Here is a 23,343-nt window from a genome sequence, read left to right as displayed (position 1 = left end):
ATCAGAAAATATATTGGGGAAGCGGGCCGGATGGTCCGCTTTTTTTAATTAGGAATTAGGAATTAAGAATTAGGAATTAAGAATTAGGAATTAAGAATTAAGGATTAAGAATTAAGGATTAAGAATTAAGGATTAAGAATTAAGGATTGTTTTTAGAGGTGTTTTGGGGTAAAAGGGTGTGTTTTACCGTCTCGTACTAAAAAAATAAGCAGTTTGTTTTCGCTTTAAGTTGTTTGTAATCAGGTTGATATGTTGGCAAACGAAATTAATTAGTATAAAATGCTAAAAATATTAGTATTTCAGTAGAAAGTTAGTATATTTGTATTGTCAATATTCAAGTAACCAGTACATCTTAATTTAAAAACTACTTGGTTATGCATACAGATAACACACTTGCATTTGAACAGGAACCATTGTTTGATTACTTGTTGGTAGTAAGTCCAGGTACTAGTATTGCCAATGATGTAACGGCATTAAAGCAGTTAGTTGCCCAGGAACTGGGAATGTACGGTAGTCGCTTTTCCAAGGCGCATATCAGTCTTTTCAGATCTGTATTCCCTGAGAGATTCCAGGAAGATTTCGTTCATATGCTGGATGATATCGCCAGAAGACAATCAGGCTTCACGTTATATACCTCAAAGTTTGACCATTTTGAACACGGACCGGATAAACGAACGATCTATGTTAATGTAGCGAATCCCAAACCTCTCGTTGAGCTACATAAGAAAATACTACATGAGTTTGATATAAAGCCGGGATCATTCAAGCCGCATATCACTATTGCCAGGGCTATCAGTACACCTGAATTTGATAAAGTGTATGATCATTTTTACAATCAGGTTTTTGTACGGAGTTTTCAATGTAAGAGCTTTATGCTGTTACGTAAGCCGGCAAGTGGTGGTCACTACGAGCCTGTAAAAGAATTCATATTTGGAGATGAAGCGGTTCAGCAGGATATTAACCTGTTTAATTACGCAGCATAACCTATGCAACTTTTTTCCTTATTGGCTTTTATTCGCTGTTTGTTAACCTGATTTCGTTTTTTTTATTGCGCGTATTCCATTGTGCTGACAGGTGAGTGTACTGATAGCTGGTCTTGTTGTGCCTGTACGGGCGAAGTGAGTGGATCTTGGTTTCCCTTTATGTTTTATGGCAGTACATATTTTGCTGGCAGGCTGTGTTGGTGTACTGGTGAGATGATGCAAGTAAGCCCTTCAGCTGTACTGCTGATTTTAATTTTTCCTTTTACCAGGCTGTTTGTAGTTTTGGATAGTAAGGTCATTATGGTCATTACACATCCACTATTAAGCCGCTTATATGGAAAAGATACATAAGGAAATCCTGGTGAAAGGCAGGGTACAGGGCGTATATTTCAGAGCCAGTGCCAAGCATACTGCCGATGATCTCGGTATCACAGGCGAGGTAAAGAATTTACCTGACGGTAATGTGTTTATTACTGCGGAAGGAGATGAACACACTATGGAGTCATTTATAGCCTGGTGCCGGCAGGGGCCGCCTTTTGCAAAGGTCACTGAACTGGTGATTACGGTGGCGCCTTTGCAAAATTATAAGGCGTTTGAGGTGGTGAGGTAAAGAAATTTGGGTGGTATGCCTTCCTCAGGCCCATTGAAATAATAATGATCTGCAGCGGCAGTGACTGATAGTAAGTCATTGTTGTGAGCAGACACCATATAAAGGATTTTCCCTGATAGGGATATTGTATGTAGCATTTTTAATACGCTGTTTCCCTCAAACAAATGACCATGAAAAAGGGCAGTCTTGTGATTTCACAAGGCTGCCCTTTTTCATGGTCAGGATCTGTATTGATCCGTTTATGTATAGTGATCTGCAAGGGACCGGCAGCTTTTACTGCGTTATCCGCTTACTTATTTTACTGCCAGTTTACCGCTGAGGGACTTTTCCAGTGCGGCTTTCGGAACAATGATCGTAATCGTATTGATCGCGAAATAGGGTATTGATACTTTAATGAAACCATCAAAAGGACCGGATTGACTACCGTATGAATTTTTCACGATGAAGAATTCCTTGCCTTTCCCTGTTTTACCGATGCCGGTAATGTGCATCAGGTGGTCATCTTCTGTAACGAGTTCGTCGAATAACTGCTGACGTTCTTCCTGTGAATAATCTTTCTCTTCCACATCAGGATTGATCAGGGCGCCACGGGTGAGTGAATCGGCAAGCGGGCGTAATGCATATCCTTTTCCTACCATAAAACCATGGTTGCTTACATCAGCGTCCCATAATACGGTATAACCTTTTTCAACAGCTGTTTTAGCAATATCGATCAGTTCTTTCAGCGGGATGTTATAGTAAGCGCCGTTAGAGACGTTGTCAGGTACTTCGATGATGAAAGAGCTGTAGAAGGGGTGATGTGTAAAGGACGTCAGACTAACATAGTCATCCGCATTGAATTTTACGACTTCTTTTGCGAAGGTTTTAGCTGTGTAAGACCGTCCTTTATAGGTGAAGTTGGCAGGTACAGTACCGAGGTATTTATCCATAATAGCATTGAAGCCGTCTTCCCAGTTCGTAGGAATGGGTCTGCTAAGCTTCAGGATGCTGTCAAGGTAAGCACGCAGTTGTCCGACCATCTCCGCGTGATCATGCCATGCCTGGCCTTCTTTTAGCCCACTGTAGGCATCCTCCGGAACGACACCGTATGCAGCAATGGCATGTAAGACATCATGTCCCAGTCCGCCTTCATCAAAACGGGTAAAACCTTGTCTGTGGATATAATTTTCAGCTTTTTCGCGATAGATGTTGCGTACGGTGAACATTTCGGAAAGGTCCAGTGCCTGTTGTCCTTCATGGAGGCAGGCAGATTCGATCATCGAGGTGGTGGAGAAACACCAGCAGGTACCGGTGTTGGCCTGATTTTTTACAGGCGTGTAGGGGTTATTCCTGATGATCTTAATTTCTTCCAGGGATCTGTTTGTTTCCTGTGCCTGGCTTTGTATGGTAAAAACCAATGCCAGCAATGTAACAGCTATTCTCATATGTAAAGTGAGGTTTGATACCTAAAGATACGGGGGAATCGTATAAAAAAAGCGCTACTGCTATATGAACGGCAGTAGCGCATGTAATGGCGGAAAAAAGTATGTTTAGTGTTCGTTTGCGTTGATTTTCAGGCTTCCTTTTTTGCCTTTGACAGATAGTTCGTCAACACTGCCGATAAGGTCAGCGTATTTTTTCAGTACATCGTCTGACTGGCGCACACCGTTGATGGTTAATACATCGTCTTTCTTTTCGATGGTGAATGTGCCGTCGGCGTCTATGAGTTTATCATCTGCCATTTTTTTGATCAGTGTTTTGTACTTACTGGAAACCTTTTCGTTGGCAGCTGCTGCGTCATCTTTGATCTTTTGCTGCGTCTGTTCGATTTGCTGTTGGGACTGTTCAATTTCCTGCTGGGCATTGATGATTTCCTGACGGGTTTTCTCCATCATTTCTTTCATTTCTTTGCTGTTGAGCATTTTCTGGGATTCGTCTATACTTTTCTGTATAGTCTGGCGCATTTCGTCGGACGTTGCCATCGCCAATGCCAGTTTAGCGCTTTCCATGCCTTTGCGGATTTGTTCCTGCATCATATCCGGGTCTATTTTCACACCTTGTGCAGCTGCTTCTTTCATACTGCTTCTTAGTGCCTGGCGCATTTCATCCCAGTTGATCTCTTTTATGGCGTTGGTCATATCTTTGTTTACCTGTTTCCAGTCAACATTTTTCATGGCCTGTGATACTTCTTTGTTGATCTGATCCCAGTCAATATTCTTCATCGCCTGCTTTACTTCGTCGTTGATCTTCTGCCAGTCCACATTTTTCATGGCATTGGCCACTTCTGCGTTCATCTTGCTCCAATCCACATTTTCCATCGCTTTTTTGGCAGCTTCCATGCTGGTGTTATAGTTTTCCATTAACACCCTGTCGCGTTCCTTTTCACGTTCTTCCCTGGTAGCAGGAACGGTGTCAGTCAGGAGGGTGTTGATATTGGCTGCATGGAATACAATCGGGTGACCAGTAGCAGGGGCCAGGGGAGCCGGGATGATATTGTTATCAGCGGCCTGCTGCTTGTCCGCCTGTTTTTCTTTATGCGGAGGGTTTAACCAGGCAATGGATACAAGGCCGACGGCAATGATCATGACAGCTAATAACTTTTGCGTATAGTTAATATTTTTAGTTTTCATTTCCATGATACGTTTGATACGGTGAAATAAATGTTGTTTGTTGTCGGCTGCTGCCATGGCGAGCGAGTTGACTGTTAACCGGTATTCTTCTAACGCGACCAGGGCTTTAGCGTAATGCAGCGGTTGTACCTGATTTTTTAGTACAAGATCATCGCAGCAGTGTTCCCTTTCCAGGCGGATATTTTTAGAGATCCACCATATAAAAGGATTAAAAAAGAGAATGGTTTCAACGATTGACTGGAAGATATTCAATAGATAATCATTGCGTTTGATGTGTGCCAGTTCATGGAGCAGAATGGCTTCGAGCTGTTCTGCCGTGAGATTGTTGAACATGGCTACCGGTAGCAGGATAACGGGTTTGAGGAAACCTATCATCACGGGTACCTGGATGTACTGCGATATCAGCAGTTTCACCTTGCGGGGAATACGGAGCTGACTTTTCAGTTTGGTCATGTGTTTTTCCCATACTTCATCAATGGGGAACACCTGTTTTTTTCTGATCTGTTGCAGTTGCACGAGATCAGCGGATAATTTTATCGTCATGACTGCCACGCCGGCCACGTAAATGGCGACCAGTACCGGAAACCACATTTCCAGTGTGGGAAACAGCGTTGTGAGTTGTGACTGACTTTTATAGATGACCGGTACTTCCACAGCGGAAGACTGTCTGATACCGGTTTCTATCATGAACTGGGCGGCTGCATGTACTCTTCTCACTCCCTCTATCTGTTGCCAGAGGGTCACGGAAAACCAGGTAAAAATGCCTGCCAGTGAAATGTATGACAGGTTATATTTTATGCTGGAACCCGCCTGAGGCCACAGAAACAGTACGAGACGTAAACAGGCAAAAATGAAGAAGGCCTGCCAGAATGAGTGCAGAAGTGCCCAGCCGAAAGCCTGGATCACATCTGCAGTGAAGGGGAGTTGTGCAGTCATGATAGTGGTATTAGATGCGTCAGGAGCGCCGGGTTTACTTTTTCTGTTGTTGCTCTATTTCATTCAGGTACTGTTTGATCCTATCCAGTTCCTCCTGTGAGGAACGGTGATTACCCAGTGCCTGCATCACCAGTTGGGTGGCAGATCCGTTAAACACTGTATCGATCATTTTAGTCAGTAACTGTTGTTGTGTACTTTCCTGGGAAATCGCAGCTTCATAGACATGCGTCTTGCTGCTGGTGTCCCTTTTGAGCAACCCTTTCTCATGCATGATCTGCATCAGTTTAAGGGTAGTTGTATAACCGGCGTCTTTGCTTTTCTCTAATATCTCATGCACTTCCCTCACAGTACCTGCGCCTTTTTCCCATAATACTCCCAGGATCTCCAGTTCACTTTCTGTAGGCTTGTAATTTTTTGCGGTACTCATTTGTTTTCAATGATTATATGATCTACGAATATCTTCGTAAACAAATGTACGACAAGTTTCGTAATTGCCAAACATGAGGGGAGTTTTTTTTAAAAAAATTAGGAATTAGGAATTAAGAATTAAGAATTATGGGGGGAATAGGCGGACAATTGAGATATTGATAGCTGAGGGAATTGGGATAATAATTACGAATTAGGAATTAGGAATTAAGATTAGGAATTATGGGGGAATAGGCGGACAATTGAGATATTGATAGCTGAGGGAATTGGGATAATAATTACGAATTACGAATTACGAATTACGAATTACGAATTACGAATTACGAATTTTTGGGAGTAGCTTATCTTGGGGGTTAAATTTGAGAAAGGGCCGTAATGAACTGACTTTAGTTTTAGGTATCAGCAATTAATTATTCAATATGTCATCCACGTAAATCTTCGCTGCATTTCAATTCCTAATTCCTAATTCCCTAATTCCTAATTAAAAAAAGGCATGTTGCTCATTTCTGCATGAAATCGTTCAGCGAAATGGGCAACAATGCCTTGTAGAAAACATATTGGGAAGCAATGTTAGAACTTACCGGCTTTCAGACCGATATTTAAAGATGGACCGCCTATCTTGCCATCTGTGATACCGGCTGTGCTGGAACCGGCAATGTAACGGTAGGATGCTCCCACATCCAGACGCAGGAATTTGGTGATATTGACTTCCAGATTAGCGAAAGGTTCAGCAACGAAGAAACCGCTCTGGTCATACACGTTGTTGTGATCCCAATCGTCATTATCCCATTTGTTTTTGTCCCGGCGACCTACACCGCCACCACCTAATAATGCACCTGCCGTCCAGTGTACCAGTTTGTCTGAATTGTGGATATATTCAGCCACAAAACCGGTGTACCAGAGATTTACATAATCCTTGTACCCTGCGGTATTCAGTGTTGGCGTTTCCACGTTATTTATCAGCGAATAAGCGCCCGCACCCAGCATGATTTTACCGTTCAGTAGTACACCACCGTAACCACCTGTCAGCAATCCAAATTTACCATCGATGGGTGTAAATTTGGCTGCAGGCACCCCATATGCCCCTATAGTTGTTTTTTTGCCATTTTTTTTCGCAGAAAATAATGTTTCCTGATTGGATTGTGCAAACGTCTGCTGTGCCGCGAGCACCAGGAGTGCTGCCAGAATCTTTTTCATAAAATTGTATTAGTGTTGTTGGGAAGAATGCCGGCTAAGAGACAGGCTCTTAGCCGGCTGTTATAATATTGAGAGATTTATTCTATTACGCGTTCTTTGCTGCTTACTGCTGATGTACCGAACCAACCGAGGATCCTTGTTTTACCACCGGTTGTTTTATTGATAACATTACTTTTTACATTTTCCAGCACCTTCGCAAACAGGCCGCCGGAGTTGATCTGTTCTTCTACCTGTGTCACGAAGAAATGGCTCTGATAGGTAAGTGAGCGCAGTTTTACGATCACTTTTTCATTTTTCTGGAAAGGCTTATCAAAGTCGGTCACTGCTTCCTGTATCGGCAGAATGAAAGAAGAACCATCTTTTACGCTCTGGTCGAAATAACCATCCACAGAGAATGCATCGCCTACCTTATGTTGCAGATCATTTCTGTAAGAGCGCATCCAGTAGTAATCCACGCCGCCTTCGATGTCTTTTGCATGGAACTTCGCCACATAACCATCTTCAGAAACAAAGTTTTCTTCTTTTGTCTGGAACTTGTAGGAGATAGAATCGATCACCGTATTTCTTTTGATGGTATCTATCGCTTCAAATACTTCTGTTCCGTATTCTACTTTCAGTCTGTAGGCATGTCCTGTTACGCCGATGGTTTCATTGTCTCCCGGATCGTAGGTGTAGTTACCATCCTTAAAAGTGAATGGGTATGATTTATTCGCTGTTTCATCGAAGAGTGTGATTACTGCATCTCCGATTACCGGCGACGGCGTCTGATCTGTATATGCCACTGACTTCGTAAATCTGATCTTCTGTACACCTGGTTCTGTGGTGATCCAGGCATCGAGTACCGGGTAAGAAGTACCTTTTGCGACATCAATATCCACTACGTCCTCGCAGGCTGTAAAGGCGGCTGCTATCACCAGTAATATGCTGAGTCTGATCTTTTTCATCTGTATTGTGTTTTGCGGATATTTTAGAATTTGAAGTTATAGGTGATACCAGGGATGATAGAACCTATGATGGAAAGACGAACCGCTTCTTTTTTGGATGGATCATCTTCGTTCTGTCTGAAGTACACGGTGTAGGCATTTCTGCGGCCGTATACATTGTAGAGTGAGAATACCCATTCTCCTTTCCAGCGACGGAGTTGTTTTCCTTTTAACGTTAACGACATATCCAGGCGGTGGAAAGAAGGCAGTCTGTAGTTGTTACGTTTGTCAGTACTGTTGTAAGGAATATCCCAGTCCTGGAATTCCAGACGGCTGTCGGCAAAAGTAGCCGGTGTTCCTGACGCATATACCCAGTTGGCGGAAAGAGAGGTGCGTTTTGATAACTCGTGTGTGATAACCAGGTTCAGGTTATGTGTACGGTCGTAACGGTTCAGGAACCATTCATCTTTGCTGATACCGGTTGTTTGTCTTTCGGAACGGGACAGTGTGTAACTCACCCATCCGGTCGTCTTACCTACTTCTTTCTTCGCCATCAGTTCCAGACCATAAGAACGGCTGTGTGATTGCAGGAGGTCTGCTTCGATCTGCTGGTTCAGTTCCAGGTTGGCATTGTCGATATAATCTAGCTGATTTTCCATGTTCTTGTAGAACGCTTCACCGGAGATTTCGAAGACGCCGGAAGGAGCATCATATACATATCCGATCGTATACTGATCCGCTACCTGTGGTTTGATATTGTTGGTACTTGGCGTCCAGATATCCAGCGGCGTCGGAGAAGCGGTGTTGGACAACTGGTGCATGAACTGTGTCGTACGTGCATAAGATGCTTTCACGGCATGGTTCGGCGTCAGTGCATAACGGGCAGTGATCCTTGGTTCCAGGTAACTGTACGCTTTGATCAGTTCGTTGGCGCCATATTGTTTTGTGCCGGTCAGTGTTCTGCGGATACCTGGTGTGGTATCGTTGTAATAGTAGGCCGTTCCTTTACCGAGATATTGGTAAGAAGACAAACGCACACCATACTGTACGCCGAATTTGTCGCTTGGTTTCCACTCATGATCCAGGTAAGCGGCTGCTTCCAGACCATGCTGCTGCGTGAGTTCTTTTACAGAAGTTTCATCGCCTTCCACACCGGTACCCGTACCTGGTTTGAAGGTATAGTAGAGTCCCTGCAGACCGAAGTGTACGCTATTGTGTGTATTAATGTAGTAAGTAAAGGCTGGTTTCACACCATAGTTGATGATGTTCGACGTCCATTTGTAACGCTGTGACTCTTCCCCCGCGCCTTTCTGACTTTCATTATTGAAATCCAGGGTATAGTCGTAATTACTATAGAAAGTAGTCAGGTTCAGGAATGTTTTGTTGGTGAACACATGGTTCCAGCGTACAGTCGCTGTTTTATTACCCCAGTTCATATTCACCTGCGTACCGAATCCGAATACGTCGCGGCCCAGGTAACCACTGGCGAAGAGCGTATTGTTCTTGTTCAGTTTGTAGTTCACCTTTGCAGTCAGATCGTAGAAATTCAGTTTGGTATCTTTCATGTCCCCTTTCAGGAAAGGTTTCATAAGGATATCGATATAAGAACGACGGGCTGCAATGATGAAGGAAGATTCATCTTTCTTCAGCGGGCCTTCTACTGCCACTCTGCTGAATACATTGCTTATACCGCCATTTACATTGAATTTCTGGTTGTTTCCGTCCTTCATGCGTATATCCAGTACAGAAGAAGTACGACCGCCGTATTCAGCCGGAAAACCGCCTTTAATGAGATTGATGGTTTTTACTGCATCCGGATTGAATACAGAGAAGAAGCCGAGCATATGGGTAGAGTTGTATACAGGGGCTTCATCCAGCAGAATGAGGTTTTCGTCAGCGGCTCCACCACGTACGTTAAAACCATTCGCGCCTTCACCTACTGTGTTTACACCTGGTAAGGTCTGGATAGAACGCAGTACATCGACTTCACCCATAAAGGTGGGCATCTTTTTCATCTGCGCGATGTCCAGTCTGTTCAGACTCGTCGTCAGTGTATTAACTGCTTTCTCTTGTTTATTACCGCTTACCGTGATGGTGCTTAACTGAGAACTGGATTTCTCCAGTTTCATGTCCAGCGTCTTATTAGCTTTCAGCGAAACATTCATTTTGATTGTCCCATAACCGATATAAGAGAACTGGATCTCATGATCGCCTGCGGGGAGTGTCAGGGAGTAAAATCCATATTCATTGGTTACAGTGCCCAGGCTGGTGCCTGCCTTTGCTACAGTGATGCCGATAAGGCTTTCACCATTTTGCTGGTCTTTTACATAACCACTGATCGTGTATCGTTGTTGCGCATGTACATAGCTTACCTGCATAAGCAGCAGGCATATGCCCAGCAGCATAAGTAATCTTGTCTTCATATAAGGTACTTGTATTGTTTAGTAGCGGATAGCTGGCTATAACATTTTTGTTACGCATATATGACGTGGTGATATGAGATTACCCCTAGCGTGTCCTTAAATTTTTTTAAAATATATAAATTAATCGAGCAATTCGCAGCGAAAGCCCATATTCCCGACAAACTGTATGATGTCGTTTTCGGCCACGGATAAGGATCCGGGTACAATGCGCATTACTTTGTCGCAATCTTCAATGTCGATGGTGCAGTCACTGTCAAACCGGGTACGTATCGCGTTAATTATTGTAAGCTTATCCTGTTGGGTACATATATTTGTACGGAATATTCCGACCACCATGACTATAATTATTGAACGTTATGGAATATTTTTGTGCAAAAGTGCAGGTGTTTGTCCGTATAGCTGTTACACGAAAAGGATTAAAATTTATATTTAAAGGATTTTTATGGACATCCAGATCAGAAATGACGCCAGTGAGCTAATTTATAATGACCAGCAGGAGTTTCCGCTGGACAAGATGCGTTCTGTTTCCCTGATAGAGGATAAGCAGACGTTGAATCTGGATTTTGTCGAAATAGATTTTCAGGAAATATACTTTGACGGGTATCATATAGCTATCGGAGGCGCCAACGTTCATCAGAACCTCCATATCACTGCTACTGAACAAATTTCCACTATATCGTTGATGTTTGTGCTGAACGGAGAGTTTGACTCCGGTCCGGGACAAGAAGGGGTTTATGCTAAACGTAGATATAAGTCGCTGGAACACAATCTTTTTTATAATCCTACGGTGGAGGAGAATATTGATGTGGAGAAACAGCGGGATTTTGAAATGATCGGGCTGAGTTTTTCGAAGGAGCGGTTCCTGGAGCTGGCCGCGAATAATGGACGGGTGTTGGAGCAGCTGGCGGATAAAGTAGCTGGCGATAAGATGATCTACCTCAACAGGAAGGTGAATCCGCCGATTACTACGCGGATGATGATGGTGCTGGAGGAAATCCGTCAGTGTAAATTTAATGGCGGGATTAAAAAGCTTTACTTGCAGTCTAAGGTGTTGGAATTGCTGGCGTTGCAATGTGAGCAGTATGAGCGGGTGGAGAATGTGCGGAGTGTTTCCGTGGGATTGACGCCGTCGGACAGGGAGAAATTGCATTATGCGAAGGAGTTGTTATTGAAGAATATACAGCATCCGCCATCTTTGCCTGAATTGTCCAGGATGGCAGGGCTGAATGAGTTTAAACTGAAGAATGGTTTCCGTCAGTTGTTTGATAATTCGGTGTTCGGTTATTTGAATGATCATCGCATGGAATATGCGAGAAATATGATTAGCCGTCAGCAGTCGAGTATGACTGAAATTGCGGATGAGCTGGGGTTTTCTTCTGTCCAGCATTTTAGTGTAGCTTTCAAAAAGAAATTTGGGGTTAGTCCGAGTAAGATAAGGGTTTGATAGTAGTTATCTTACGTTGATGCTTCGTTTTCTTTTGGAGGATGAACGAAGGATGGATGTTGTGTGGCTATATCTGGGTGGTGGTATCAGGCTGATTTTCTGGTTTTCGGATTGAAGGGTATTGGATGGTGGAAGGGAAGTGTGGGGTGGCTGCTGCTGCTGTGGTTTCAGATACCTGGCGGACTGACGCCCGTTTTTAAGAGGATTGGGCGTGGGAGTCGGGCTGTGCGGTGGGGCTTTGGGGGAGGGTAGCTGGATGCAGGGGACGGGCTAAGGTCCGCGTAGGCATCTGAAACCTCCGCTGTAAAAGCCTGATCAGAGGAAAATGGGGTGGTGGTGGTTAGTGTGATACTGTTTTCTTATATAAGTTAAAATGGGGACCGGTTATACCGGTCCCCATTTTGTTATGAGTGGAAAAAAGATTGTTTATTATTCTTACTTCTTAATTCTTAATTCTTACTTCTTACTTCTTAATTCTTAATTCTTAATTCTTAATTCTTAATTCTTTTTGGCTAATACCGGTGTTTTAACTGTTTCCTGTGTTTGTGCCTGTGTCTGCGCTACCTGTTCGGTGGGGGCTGACTTCTTCGCTGCAACGACAGTTGTTTTACCGTGGATTTCAGCGAGGGTAGGAGCGATGACCAGGGATACGATAGACATCAGTTTGATCAGGATATTCATGGATGGACCGGAGGTATCTTTGAATGGATCGCCTACGGTGTCGCCGGTTACGGATGCTTTGTGTGGTTCTGACTTTTTGTAGTAGATCTCACCTTTGATCTCAACGCCTTTTTCAAATGATTTTTTGGCGTTATCCCAGGCGCCGCCGGCATTGTTCTGGAACATTCCCATTAGTACACCACTTACGGTTGCACCGGCGAGGAAGCCGCCTAATACTTCGGGGCCGAAGATGAAACCAACGACGATAGGGGTGAGGATCGCGATACTACCTGGCAGCATCATCTTTTTGATGGAGGCCTGGGTGGAGATCGCCACACATTTATCGTATTCAGGTTTGCCGGTACCTTCCATGATGCCCGGGATTTCTTTGAACTGGCGGCGTACTTCTTCTACCATGCTCATAGCGGCTTCACCTACAGCGCGGATGGCGAGGGAGGAGAAGATAAAGGGGATCATGGCGCCGATAAAGAGACCGGCCAGTACATCTGCATGATAGATATCGATACCACTGATGCGGGCCACGCCTACGAATGCGGCAAAGAGGGCCAGTGCAGTCAGTGCTGCGGAAGCGATAGCAAAACCCTTTCCGGTAGCGGCAGTGGTGTTACCTACTGCGTCGAGGATGTCTGTTTTTTCACGTACTTCTTTTGGCAGTTCGCTCATTTCAGCGATACCACCTGCGTTATCGGCAATAGGACCGAATGCGTCAATGGCCAGCTGCATCGCTGTAGTCGCCATCATACCGGCTGCTGCGATAGCTACGCCATACAGACCTGCACAGGCATAAGAACCATAAATACCCGCTGCGAGTACGATGATCGGCAGCAAGGTGGATTCCATACCAACTGCCAGACCAGCAATGACGTTTGTGGCATGACCGGTGGATGACTGACGGATAATAGACAGTACCGGACGTTTGCCCATGGCGGTGTAGTATTCGGTGATGATACTCATGAGGGTACCTACTGCCAGACCTACGAAAATAGCGCCTACAACACCGTTCTGGGTGATGGCTTTTACGTTTTCTTTCAGTACGCCGGTGCCATCTTCTACGTAGTCACGTTTGAGGTAGATGGATTCAGCAGGCAGAATATAATATACGAGTGCTGCACTGGCAATTGCTGAGAGTACGATAGAGCCCCAGTTACCCATATTCAGCGCCCTTTGTACAACGCTGGTATTCAGTCCTGCATTTTCAGATATTCTGACGAAGAAGGTGGCTATAATTGAGAATACGATACCAATACCTGCGATCAGCATTGGTAAAATGATAGGAGCAACGCCGCCGAAGTTATCGCGGGAGGTTACTTCACTGCCAAGCACCATGGTGGCGAGTACGGTAGCAACGTATGAACCGAAAAGGTCAGCGCCCATACCGGCTACGTCTCCTACGTTATCGCCTACGTTATCGGCAATGGTGGCAGGGTTGCGCGGATCATCCTCAGGGATGCCGGCTTCCACTTTACCTACGAGGTCAGCGCCTACGTCGGCTGCTTTTGTATAGATACCACCACCTACACGTGCAAACAGGGCGATACTTTCCGCACCAAGCGAGAAGCCGGTCAGCACTTCGATGGTTTTAATCATTTCTTCTGAATTGGCGCTCGCGCCGAAATATGCTCTGAGGAGGATGAACAGTCCGCCGAGACCTAACACGGCCAGACCGGCTACACCCATTCCCATTACTGAACCACCTGTGAAGGATACTTTCAGTGCGTTGGATAGACTGGTACGTGCTGCCTGCGCAGTGCGTACGTTCGCTTTGGTTGCTATCTTCATTCCGATGAAACCTGCAGTAGCAGAGAACACGGCGCCGATAACAAAGGCAATGGAGATAATCCAGTCAGAATTGTGGTTTGTTGCGCCCATATAACCGAGGAGGAGAGCGGCAATAATAACAAAGTAAGTAAGGATCTTGTATTCAGCTTTGAGAAATGCCATCGCTCCTTCTGCAATGTGCTGGGCGATCTCTTTCATTTTTTCATTGCCGGCGTCCTGGCGGGATACCCAGGAACTTCGGATAGCAGTAAATAACAAGGCTAGTAATCCAAAACATGGAACGAGGTAAACGATATTCATATACGTGATTTTAACAATTCCTATAAATATAACCTTTTATCGAGTATTTATCATGGGGTTTTGGCGCGGGAAACGGGGCAAAAAAGGGGTTAACAGGATAGCCGTCTGCGCAGTTCCAGGAAGCTTTTTCCAAGGAACTCAACAATATCTTCCGCTATCATGGCTTCTTCTGAACGTTCTGCTGCGGCGTGGTCGCCGGAGAGTCCATGCAGCCAGACGCCCATGAGCATCGCCTCCCTGGGAGTGTAGCCCTGCGCCAGCAGGGAAGTGAGTATGCCGGTGAGTACATCACCACTGCCACCTGTGGCCATACCTGGGTTGCCGGTGGTATTGAACCAGATGGAGCCATCCGGGAAAGCCATCGCAGTATAGCGGCCTTTCAGCAGGATGTTTAGTTTTCTTTTAACGGCATTTGCTGAGAGTAATTCCAGTCGTTCCACATCATTGGCTGTTTTACCGAACAGCCGTTCAAATTCCTTCGGATGTGGCGTCAGAAGCGATCCTGGGGGTATTTTATCCAGCATGGCTGGCGAAGACCCTAAGATGTTCAATGCGTCGGCATCAATGACCATTGGCTGATGAAAGTGCTCCAGTAGTTTTTCGAAGGCCCAGCAGGTACCTGCGGCAGTGCCGAGTCCGGGGCCGATACCGATCGTTTTATATTTAGCGGCGGCTTCCGCATTGGGAATATGCGTATGGAAGCTGGAGCTATGGTCTTTTTGTTCGTCGATGAAACACATGGCGCCGGGGCTGGATATTTGTATGATATCATATCCACATCCGGGTATGTGACAGGAGAGGAGTCCGACGCCTGTACGGAGACAGGCTTTGGCGCTGAGTACGGCCGCGCCCATCTTTCCTTCGCTGCCTGCGATCAACAGGGCATGTCCGAATGTGCCTTTATGGGAGAAGGGTTTCCGCGGACGGTAGATATTTTTTATCTGAAGTGCATCTGTGATATGGAAACGGGAGGGCGTCTGCGCAATATAATCGGGTGAAAGATCTATCGGCAGGATGCAGATATCTCCTACAAATGTTGCGTTTTCCGGCAGGAGGAAGGCCAGTTTATAGAATTCAAAGCTAAGGGTATGATCTGCCCTGATAACGGTAGTGTTGAGCGAAGAAGCGTCTGCCTGCAAACCCGAAGGAATGTCTATGGCAACTACTTCATGCGCGGCCTTCAGATCATTGAGTTGTCCGATGACGGCTGCGGTCCAGCCTTCGACGGGACGGCTCAGTCCTGTGCCCAGTATAGCGTCTACAATAAGGGCTTGTGCATCAGGCTGTGGCAACAAACCATTCTCCGGGATATCATGTATGGCCGAAGGATATTGTTGTTGTAACGCATTACGGTTAGCCGTATGATCGGCAGAGGCTTTGGAGCTGTGATGCAGTACGTAGGCATGTGCGTCATAACCACGGTTGCGGAGCAGGCGGGTGATAGCGAGTCCGTCGCCACCGTTGTTGCCCAGTCCGCAGTATACATACACAGGGGTATACTCGCTGTAATGCCGGCAGATCCAGGCAGTGCAGGCGATGGCCGCTTTCTCCATAAGATCCAGGCTGCTGATGGGGGTTTGCCTGATCGTGTAAGCGTCTGCTTCGCGAATCTGTTGTGCTGTGAATATTTTCATGGTTATTATCTGCCGCAAGGCATAGCTTATAAATATAAGCAAAAAAAAACGACCATACCGCACTGCGGTATGGTCGCCTGATATTGTTACTGTAAAGGGAGCGATTAGAAAGTATACCTAACTGATGCACCACCGATTTCTTCTCCTACGAAGTGAGTACCACCGTTGAAGTTGAAATATGGTTTCAGGTCAGCGCTCACTACCAGCGGAATGTTTTTGAATTTGTATTCCAGACCTACGATACCGTCCAGACCAGCGCTTACGTAAGTACCGTCGCCATGTCTCCAGTAATTGTCATAGTCGTAATCGCGGCGATCGTAAACACCTACGTGTGCACCACCACCGAAGTACAGGTGAAATTCTGGTTTAGGGAATGGGGCGATATGGTATTCATACAGACCGGTGAAGGTTACGTTCCTTCTGTTGCTAACGTTGGTAGTTACCAGACCTTCAATTGCGTGAGGACCAGTAAAGAAGTGTTTAATGGTTCCACCTACCAGCCATGGGTTTACTCTTAAACCTACTGCGTTTTCGTAGCCAAAATCTCCGGAGCTGCTGCGTCTCTTTTGTGCATTTGCCGTCACTGTCATTAATGTGATCAAGCCAAATAGTAACACAATTTGTTTCATAATTATAACTGTTTAAAAGAATGCTTAATAGGTTTTTCCTCTCTTACCTTCCGAAGGTATATCGTACGGATAACGCAAAATCCGTGAGATCGGAAGAGGTGTTGAAGTGAATAGCCGGTTTCCAGTCAAGACTCAGGTTCAGCGGCAGTGAAGGGAAGGTATAATCCATTCCTCCTATGCCATCCACGCCTGCTATAAATTTCATATTCCCATCCGTTTTGCGGGAGCCCATATGTGCGCCGCCTCCGATAAACCATCCCAGACCTTCCGTCGTTTGCGGAGAGAGATCGAAATGGCGTTCATAGAGACCGGTCACGGTAAAAGTCCCGGAATAAACGCCGGCTATACCTTCAACAGCATTGGCATCGCTAAAAAAATAACGTGCGGTAGCGCCGAATGGCAGGCCAAGACGTAATCCTAATTGCGGATTACCTTTTGTTTGTGCATTCACAGTTTGAATACACACTCCAAGTAGCAGGGTTATGAACAGACGCTTCATAAATTATTGCATTGCTTCGCAATAACGATGCCAAGATACAGATTATTATTATTGCTATAGTAAATAAAGGTTATGCAGATCGTCTGAGAAAGACATATCCAATTAGCCCCGAAAAGAGGGAAGCCGCTATGATGGCTATTTTAGAAGTGATCTGCCAATCGGCTTCCGTATAGGCCAGGGTAGCAATAAATATGGACATGGTAAATCCGATGCCCGCGATCATGCCTATACCAAGCATCTGCGGCCAGTTGGCGCCATCCGGCAGGGTCGCCAGTCGCAGACGGGTAGCCAGGAACGAAAAGAGGAAGATACCTAATGGTTTCCCGATCACCAGTCCGGCCAGTATGCCATAACTGATAGAGCTGGTAAATGCCTGCCATATGTCGGGCGGAAAAACAATCGCAGTGTTGGATAAGGCAAAAACCGGCATGATGACAAAGTTTACGGGGTCATGCAGCCAGTGTATCAAACGGGATATTTTTGAAAGAGGCATGCAACTGGCAAGTAATACACCTGCTATCGTCGCATGAATGCCGGAATTATATATACAATACCATAATATCAGGCCGGGTATAAAATAGCACCATAAGCGGCGTACTTTAAATACATTCAGGAGGATAAGTACTCCCATTACACCGGCAGCTGCGATCAGATAGCCGGTTTGTATACCAGCGCTATAAAAGATAGCAATTGTTACAATGGCTCCCAGGTCATCGATGATGGCGAGGGCAGTAAGAAATATTTTAAGAGACAAAGGTACACGGTCACCTAACAGAGAAAGGATACCCAGAGAAAAAGCGATGTCTGTCGCCATTGGTATTCCCCAACCATTGGCAAATGGCGTATTTCCATTGAAAAGTGCGAAGATGATTGCGGGACAAAGCATTCCTCCCAGCGCAGCGATAATGGGCAATAAGGACTGGCGGAGGGAAGATAATTCACCGATAGTCACTTCTCTTTTTATTTCCATGCCGACCAGGAAGAAGAAGGGCACCATCAGTCCGTCGTTGATCCAATGCAACAGTGTATGCGGGAGGTGCAGGGCCGGGATAGGTATATGTACTGCAGTATCCCACCAGGCAAGGTAGGATTGCTGCCAGGGAGAGTTGGCCAGTATTAAAGAAACAGCGGTGCAAATGATCAATACAATCCCTACTGCACGGCTATCATGTAAAAATTCGTAGATGGGTGATAATAATCTTTTTATCAAAACTCGTCGTCTTCTTTTTTAGGCGCCTCCTCTTCCTTTTTCTTTACATCTCCGGCAGTACCGAACAATTCATACTTGCTCTTTGGTCTGCGTTTAATGTCCCAGTGGAAGTTTTCCAGTTTCATCTGGTCCATCGGGCGCTGTCCGAAAGGATACATCGTCCCTTCCGGATCTTTGATGAATGAGATTGTATGCAGTTGTCCTTCTCTGAAATAGATATTGATGACACCACTCAGGGTCCGGTTCACACTCACATAGGCGCTGTCGTCGTCCTGAACGTAGTAGATGCTTTCGGCGTTACCGTCCACGTGCATCCAGTCAATGGCTTGTCCGGCAAAGTAACCGGTGATCTGGTTTCCCTTGATCTGGTTATACATATTACGTCCTGCTTCTTTTACGAGTAGTCCGTTCTGGTCCAGCAGCAGTTTGTCTGCCTTCTGGTTTTTGGTATACATAAAGATCGTGTCTCCGCTCAGCTGTGTTTCATTGGCCCATAATACCGGGTTTCTGTAGAAACGGAAGATAGAATCTTTGCCGGAATAATACAAGCTATCTGCTACTCCCTGGAGGGAGTCAGAATAGATACGCACATTGTGCCAGGCTCTGATGAACCGGATTTCGGTAGTATCCTGTTTCTGTGCGCTGGTATCAGCAGGCAGTGTCAGGGCTTTGGCCATGCCGCTGGTATCATTTGGTATAGACAAGGCTTTTGCCTTCATGATGCCGATAGAATCTTTCGCCAGTACGATGCCTGCCGGATGCGGCAGTTTACTGGTATCTTTTGCCAGTGCGGCCGCTTTTTCTTTGAAGGCGATTAAGACGGAGTCTTTGGACAATACGATACTATCCGGTTTGAGCGCTTTGGTACTGTCGACCAGTTTGGCCAGTGCGTCCGGTAGTTTCGGAATTGTATCAGGTCCGGGCGGAGCGACCATAACTGCTTGCTTTTTAGCATTTTCGGGATCTATGGCGTTCTGTAATCTTCTGGCGAATGCGGAAGTATCGGATGGAATGTCCGGTATTGAGTCTGGCAGTGCTGCTTTGACCGAGTCTGGTATGACCGGCGGACTCACTTTCTGCACTGGCAGGGAGCGGCGGCCACGGGTTACGGGCTTCACGGTGTCGGCGGTGACTTTTACAATGACTGTATTCGTGTCTTTCTTAACGATACCGGAATAGAGACTATCTGCCGCGAGGAAGAGGGTATCTTTCTCCCTTTCCAGGATCATCAGCGGATGCTGGGTGGCCAGGACGGTTTTCTCTATCTGATTTACGGTACCATAGTTGGAGAGCAGGGTCATTTTCTGCGCGGTATCGCGGTAGATCATGTTTCCCACGGCGTAAGCCAGACCGGTACGTTTATCCATCGTGATCCTGTCGGCGGTGATGGTAGCGGTACTATCCTCGATGGTAGGCCGGCTGTCGAAATTACCCTCGCCTGTTTCGGTATTATATTCACCGGAAGTCGTGTACATGACGCTCTTGCCATCGTTGATGGTGGTGGGCGCCAGGATAGTGGCTATTTTGGTGGCGGTGTTATATAATAAAGTATCGGTAGTGAGGGTGTATTGCGGATCGACCAGCAATACGTTGTAGTTAAAGTATACGTCTTTGGTATCTGCGTAATAATAACCTTCCTGGCTGGTGAGTACACTTTTACCGTTGACCAGTTTACCTCCTTTTACATAAGTGCCGATACGGGCATTCATGTCGTAGAGGAGTTCCGGACCGGAGAGGGTGACTTTACCGTCGGTCAGCCGGGCATTATCGCGCAGGGTGGCCAGGCGGGTATTTCCTTCGTAGTGAAGGTATTCGCCATAGATGTGAATACTATCGGCCTGATTAATATGTATATGACCATAAGCATCCAGCACATTTTCTTTTCTGTTGATCAATGCACTATCGCAATAGAATAAAGTATTTCCCTGACGGAAAATGGCATTACCGATAAACCTGTTCAGCTGTACGCTGTCTTTTGTGAGTACATTCAGTTTATCGGACTGAATGATATGAATAACCTGTGTGGTGTCTTTCTGCGAAGGTTCTGCTTCCTGCGCCCTGGCAGTGAAGATGCCTCCCAGAAATAGTCCGGCAAGGAGAAGCCCGCATTTTGCTAAGTGCTGCATTTTCAAGATTATAGTGCCTTCGCGGTGTCAGATGGTATGGGCTGTACTTTCGCTTTTTTACCGAACAGGGAGAAGTGTACGTAACGTTTTGGATTCACGCGCAGATCTTCCAGCAGTTTGTTCAGGTTACTGAGTGAGTTTTGCAGATTATTATATACCTGCTTGTCGTTCAGCATGAGGCCTACGGAACCGTCGGTACTATTTAATTTGGTAATTGTTTCGTTCAGGCGTGTGGACAGCTGATGTAATTGCACCAGTGTTTTATCGAGTTCACCGTTTGCGAGGGCGGCAGTTGTTTTTTCTGCGTTACCAAGTATGGCGGTGATTTTATCGTTATTGTTTTTAAGATTAGCGGTCAGTGCTTCCAGGTTGTCGAACGTCGCCTTTACATTTCCGTGCTGAGGGTCCAGCATACCATTTAAAGAGGCGGAGGTACGGGTAAAGTTGTTCATGGTGGTATTCAGGTGAGCGATGGCTTCACGCAGGTTACCTTTTGTAGACGGATCGAAGATGGAATTGACGGTGAGCAGAACGGAGTCTACGGAACCCAGGGTACCTTCAAGTTTTTTCACGAGCGGGTTCAGTTGTTCTTTGAGTGCGTCGGTGATGGAACCATCGACAGCGGCATAGATGGTATCGCCGCTTTGCAGATAGGCATTGGCGTTACCGAAGTCGATCTGTACGGTTTTGGTACCTAACAGGTCGCTGGAGATGCGTGCCACTGAGTTTTGCGGGATGTCGATCTTTTTGGTGATACGCAGTTCCACCAGGATCCTTCCGGCGTTCTTATCCATGATTTCCAGGTTAGACACGCTACCTACCACGAGTCCGTTCACCTGAACGGTTGCGGATGGTTGAAGGCCATTTACCTGGGTATATACGGCGTAAATTTTCTTACTGGTTGAAAAAAGGCTTTTTCCCTTTAACAAATTAAAACCCAAAATCAGCAATGCAATTGATATAGCTGCAAGGACGCCTACTTTGGTTTCGTTAGATACTTTAAGCATAGAATACGTTATACGTTGCTACAAAAATAATCAAAAAAGGTTGCGGGCAATCACAATCCGGATGCCGGGCGTCTATACCAAATCTGATACCGTTTTCGATGACGGCAGGCAAATATGCAGCTTTTCGGGAGAAATTAATCTAATATATTGTTAAAGGAGATCTTGGGGCGGGTCAGGTAACGGGAATGTGTGTGGTGTATTGGCTAGGTTGGAGTGGTTTATCTGCTGGCGATACGGTTATTATCTGCGGTTACTACGGTGGCGTTCCAGAAGCCTGCTTTTTTTGCTTTGCTGAGTGCGATGTTGGCTTCTTTTTCGGTTTTGAAGTTCACCCAGGTATATTTATTAAGGGTTTTGCGGTTGATGACGACTGACACCCGGACGATCGTGCCGCGTAAGTCTTTGAAGACGGGAGCGCTGCGGGTATATTTTTTATCGGTAACGACCAGCTGTATATCATATTTAAAGCTGACTTTAGGAATAGAAGGGATAGCAGCGGGAGCAGATCCGGCTGCTGCCAGCTGGCCTTTGGTACTGCTCTGTCCTACCAGGACCGCTTTCCGGAAGCCAAGCTGCTTTGCCTGACGCAAAGCAGCATTGACTTCTGCCTGGGACCGGAAACTGCCCCATATATATTTATACTTATTGATCTTTTTACTGTTGGCGACCAGCTGTTCTTTTCGGATGGTTCCCCTTAGTTTATTAAAGATAGCGGCGTCCCGGGTGTACTTTTTGTCACTGACGAGCAGCTGGATATCATATTTATAGGCGGGCGCTTCCGGTTCTTTCCGGACAGCTACCTGACGGGTAGCTGTTTTGTTCTTTGAGCTGGATGCAACTGCCGCCGGGGTCTTTGTTTTTGTGGCTGCTACCGCATTCCGGGCATCATTGCTCCTGGATTTAGGGGAGCGGTAGCTGACAGGAGTGGACTGTTCGGAGGAAGCGGGAGCGGCAGACTGCCTGTCTTCGGGCGCGCTGTAACGGCCCAGTTCATCTTTATAACGTTTGATGGCTTTGAAGATACAGGCAGCGGCTTCCTGTTGTCCTTTGTCGGAGTTCAGGTAGTCTTCTTCTTCCGGATTGCTGATAAAGCCCAGTTCCACCAGTACGCTTGGCATGGCGGTAGCCTGGAGGACCCAGATACCTTTTTCATCACGCTGACGGGCGCCACGGCTGATACGGCCTACATTGGTGAATTCGTCTTCAATGAGGGTAGACAGGCGAAGGCTCTGGTCGAAATAGGCGTTACGAAGGGTATTTAATAATATAAAGGTTTCAGGATCAGACATATCCAATACGGAATTCGCATCTTCCGAGTTGGCGTCCAGCATGATTACGGAGCTTTCTTTCAGTGATTCTGTTTTGGCATTGTTCTTACCGGTAGCCCATACATAGGTTTCGGTACCCTGGGCGGTGCTTGGTGAGGTAGCATAGATGGCTCTTTTTACGGGCACTTTCTTTTTACCTTTCTTGATATAGACGGTTTTGTAGCCGGTCACTCTACGGGTAGGACCTGCTGAGTTACAGTGAATTGAAATAAAAAGGTCTCCTTTTTCCCTGTTGGCGATAATCGCTCTTTCATTCAGGTCGGCACGGAGGGTGGAGCCCAGGGCGTTCCTGGTCTTACGCGTATATACTACACGTACGTCCTTCATGTTTTCCTCGATGATCTTCCCCAGTTTCAGGGCCACGTCCAGCACTACACCTTCTTCGGTAGAAAACTTGCCACGGGCGCCAGGTGTCTGCGCACTATGGCCTGGATCGATAATGATGGTCCTGAGCGGAGGATTTTGTTTTTTGCCAATAAGAGGTCGGTTCGTCGCGTAAAGTAGGATAGTCCCCAGGAAGATGGCACATCCGAAAAATATCCAAAATCGGTTCCAGCGCATGATTCAGTTTTTATATAATTTAATGGGCGTTAGTATTC

Annotated in this window: 17 protein-coding genes; 3 read left to right on the top strand and 14 right to left on the bottom strand. The window is 46.0% G+C overall.

Annotation, left to right across the window (positions count from 1 at the left end):
- The first annotated feature begins 374 nt into the window (after positions 1-374).
- Both CPIN_RS30700 and CPIN_RS30695 read left to right on the top strand, forming a co-directional pair.
- On the top strand, positions 375-983 hold the full coding sequence (locus tag CPIN_RS30700; protein WP_012793779.1) for a 2'-5' RNA ligase family protein: 609 nt from the start codon (positions 375-377) through the stop codon (positions 981-983).
- 334 nt (positions 984-1,317) lie between these two features.
- On the top strand, positions 1,318-1,593 hold the full coding sequence (locus tag CPIN_RS30695; protein WP_012793778.1) for an acylphosphatase: 276 nt from the start codon (positions 1,318-1,320) through the stop codon (positions 1,591-1,593).
- Between the two features lie 293 nt (positions 1,594-1,886).
- On the opposite strand, the gene CPIN_RS30690 is transcribed toward CPIN_RS30695, so the two are convergent.
- From CPIN_RS30690 to CPIN_RS30665, 6 genes are all read right to left on the bottom strand, one after another.
- Positions 1,887-3,017, bottom strand: coding sequence for a C1 family peptidase (locus tag CPIN_RS30690; protein ID WP_012793777.1), 1,131 nt, complete (start codon positions 3,015-3,017; stop codon positions 1,887-1,889).
- 105 nt (positions 3,018-3,122) lie between these two features.
- Positions 3,123-5,138, bottom strand: a complete 2,016-nt coding sequence (locus CPIN_RS30685; protein ID WP_012793776.1) for a M56 family metallopeptidase — start codon at positions 5,136-5,138, stop codon at positions 3,123-3,125.
- 34 nt (positions 5,139-5,172) lie between these two features.
- Positions 5,173-5,565: a BlaI/MecI/CopY family transcriptional regulator gene (locus CPIN_RS30680; protein ID WP_012793775.1), complete on the bottom strand. Its 393-nt coding sequence runs from the start codon at positions 5,563-5,565 to the stop codon at positions 5,173-5,175.
- Between the two features lie 569 nt (positions 5,566-6,134).
- Positions 6,135-6,761 carry a hypothetical protein gene (locus CPIN_RS30675; protein ID WP_012793774.1) on the bottom strand — a complete coding sequence of 209 codons (627 nt, stop codon included), beginning with the start codon at positions 6,759-6,761 and terminating at the stop codon, positions 6,135-6,137.
- A gap of 77 nt (positions 6,762-6,838) precedes the next feature.
- Positions 6,839-7,705 (bottom strand): DUF4249 domain-containing protein, encoded by an 867-nt coding sequence (locus CPIN_RS30670; RefSeq protein WP_012793773.1) that lies wholly within the window; start codon positions 7,703-7,705, stop codon positions 6,839-6,841.
- Between the two features lie 23 nt (positions 7,706-7,728).
- Positions 7,729-10,107: a TonB-dependent receptor gene (locus CPIN_RS30665; RefSeq protein ID WP_012793772.1), complete on the bottom strand. Its 2,379-nt coding sequence runs from the start codon at positions 10,105-10,107 to the stop codon at positions 7,729-7,731.
- A gap of 442 nt (positions 10,108-10,549) precedes the next feature.
- Between CPIN_RS30665 and CPIN_RS37220 the strand changes: the two genes are divergently transcribed.
- Complete coding sequence (locus CPIN_RS37220; RefSeq protein ID WP_012793770.1) at positions 10,550-11,551, top strand: helix-turn-helix transcriptional regulator; 1,002 nt, start codon at positions 10,550-10,552, stop codon at positions 11,549-11,551.
- Between the two features lie 498 nt (positions 11,552-12,049).
- Here CPIN_RS37220 and CPIN_RS30645 read toward each other — a convergent pair whose 3' ends face one another.
- The 8 genes from CPIN_RS30645 to CPIN_RS37215 form a co-directional block, all read right to left on the bottom strand.
- Entirely contained in the window at positions 12,050-14,311 is a 2,262-nt protein-coding gene (locus CPIN_RS30645; protein WP_012793769.1) for a sodium-translocating pyrophosphatase, read from the bottom strand.
- 89 nt (positions 14,312-14,400) lie between these two features.
- A complete protein-coding gene (locus CPIN_RS30640; protein ID WP_012793768.1) occupies positions 14,401-15,945 on the bottom strand; it encodes a bifunctional ADP-dependent NAD(P)H-hydrate dehydratase/NAD(P)H-hydrate epimerase in 1,545 nt (514 codons plus the stop codon).
- A gap of 104 nt (positions 15,946-16,049) precedes the next feature.
- Complete coding sequence (locus tag CPIN_RS30635; RefSeq protein ID WP_012793767.1) at positions 16,050-16,574, bottom strand: hypothetical protein; 525 nt, start codon at positions 16,572-16,574, stop codon at positions 16,050-16,052.
- Positions 16,575-16,617: 43 nt separating this feature from the next.
- Complete coding sequence (locus tag CPIN_RS30630; RefSeq protein ID WP_012793766.1) at positions 16,618-17,073, bottom strand: hypothetical protein; 456 nt, start codon at positions 17,071-17,073, stop codon at positions 16,618-16,620.
- 70 nt (positions 17,074-17,143) lie between these two features.
- Positions 17,144-18,283, bottom strand: coding sequence for a Na+/H+ antiporter NhaA (nhaA, locus tag CPIN_RS30625; protein ID WP_012793765.1), 1,140 nt, complete (start codon positions 18,281-18,283; stop codon positions 17,144-17,146).
- Complete coding sequence (locus CPIN_RS30620) at positions 18,280-20,409, bottom strand: OstA-like protein (RefSeq protein ID WP_012793764.1); 2,130 nt, start codon at positions 20,407-20,409, stop codon at positions 18,280-18,282. Before CPIN_RS30620 ends, nhaA begins: the two co-directional genes overlap by 4 nt.
- 8 nt (positions 20,410-20,417) lie before the next feature.
- On the bottom strand, positions 20,418-21,416 hold the full coding sequence (locus CPIN_RS30615) for an MlaD family protein (RefSeq protein ID WP_012793763.1): 999 nt from the start codon (positions 21,414-21,416) through the stop codon (positions 20,418-20,420).
- Between the two features lie 218 nt (positions 21,417-21,634).
- Complete coding sequence (locus CPIN_RS37215; RefSeq protein ID WP_012793762.1) at positions 21,635-23,305, bottom strand: N-acetylmuramoyl-L-alanine amidase family protein; 1,671 nt, start codon at positions 23,303-23,305, stop codon at positions 21,635-21,637.
- Between the last annotated feature and the right edge of the window lie 38 nt (positions 23,306-23,343).

The sequence above is a fragment of the Chitinophaga pinensis DSM 2588 genome (assembly GCF_000024005.1).
Classification (GTDB): Bacteria; Bacteroidota; Bacteroidia; order Chitinophagales; family Chitinophagaceae; genus Chitinophaga; species Chitinophaga pinensis.
The sequence above is the reverse complement of the archived record's forward strand: the minus strand, read 5'-3'. Positions and strand labels throughout refer to the sequence as shown.

Bases quoted from the DNA above. Each gene is read 5' to 3' on its own strand.
- CPIN_RS30700 (WP_012793779.1), top strand. From the start codon at position 375: ATGCATACAGATAACACACTTGCATTTGAACAGGAACCATTGTTTGAT.
- CPIN_RS30695 (WP_012793778.1), top strand. From the start codon at position 1,318: ATGGAAAAGATACATAAGGAAATCCTGGTGAAAGGCAGGGTACAGGGC.
- CPIN_RS30690 (WP_012793777.1), bottom strand. From the start codon at position 3,017: ATGAGAATAGCTGTTACATTGCTGGCATTGGTTTTTACCATACAAAGC.
- CPIN_RS30685 (WP_012793776.1), bottom strand. From the start codon at position 5,138: ATGACTGCACAACTCCCCTTCACTGCAGATGTGATCCAGGCTTTCGGC.
- CPIN_RS30680 (WP_012793775.1), bottom strand. From the start codon at position 5,565: ATGAGTACCGCAAAAAATTACAAGCCTACAGAAAGTGAACTGGAGATC.
- CPIN_RS30675 (WP_012793774.1), bottom strand. From the start codon at position 6,761: ATGAAAAAGATTCTGGCAGCACTCCTGGTGCTCGCGGCACAGCAGACG.
- CPIN_RS30670 (WP_012793773.1), bottom strand. From the start codon at position 7,705: ATGAAAAAGATCAGACTCAGCATATTACTGGTGATAGCAGCCGCCTTT.
- CPIN_RS30665 (WP_012793772.1), bottom strand. From the start codon at position 10,107: ATGAAGACAAGATTACTTATGCTGCTGGGCATATGCCTGCTGCTTATG.
- CPIN_RS37220 (WP_012793770.1), top strand. From the start codon at position 10,550: ATGGACATCCAGATCAGAAATGACGCCAGTGAGCTAATTTATAATGAC.
- CPIN_RS30645 (WP_012793769.1), bottom strand. From the start codon at position 14,311: ATGAATATCGTTTACCTCGTTCCATGTTTTGGATTACTAGCCTTGTTA.
- CPIN_RS30640 (WP_012793768.1), bottom strand. From the start codon at position 15,945: ATGAAAATATTCACAGCACAACAGATTCGCGAAGCAGACGCTTACACG.
- CPIN_RS30635 (WP_012793767.1), bottom strand. From the start codon at position 16,574: ATGAAACAAATTGTGTTACTATTTGGCTTGATCACATTAATGACAGTG.
- CPIN_RS30630 (WP_012793766.1), bottom strand. From the start codon at position 17,073: ATGAAGCGTCTGTTCATAACCCTGCTACTTGGAGTGTGTATTCAAACT.
- CPIN_RS30620 (WP_012793764.1), bottom strand. From the start codon at position 20,409: ATGCAGCACTTAGCAAAATGCGGGCTTCTCCTTGCCGGACTATTTCTG.
- CPIN_RS30615 (WP_012793763.1), bottom strand. From the start codon at position 21,416: ATGCTTAAAGTATCTAACGAAACCAAAGTAGGCGTCCTTGCAGCTATA.
- CPIN_RS37215 (WP_012793762.1), bottom strand. From the start codon at position 23,305: ATGCGCTGGAACCGATTTTGGATATTTTTCGGATGTGCCATCTTCCTG.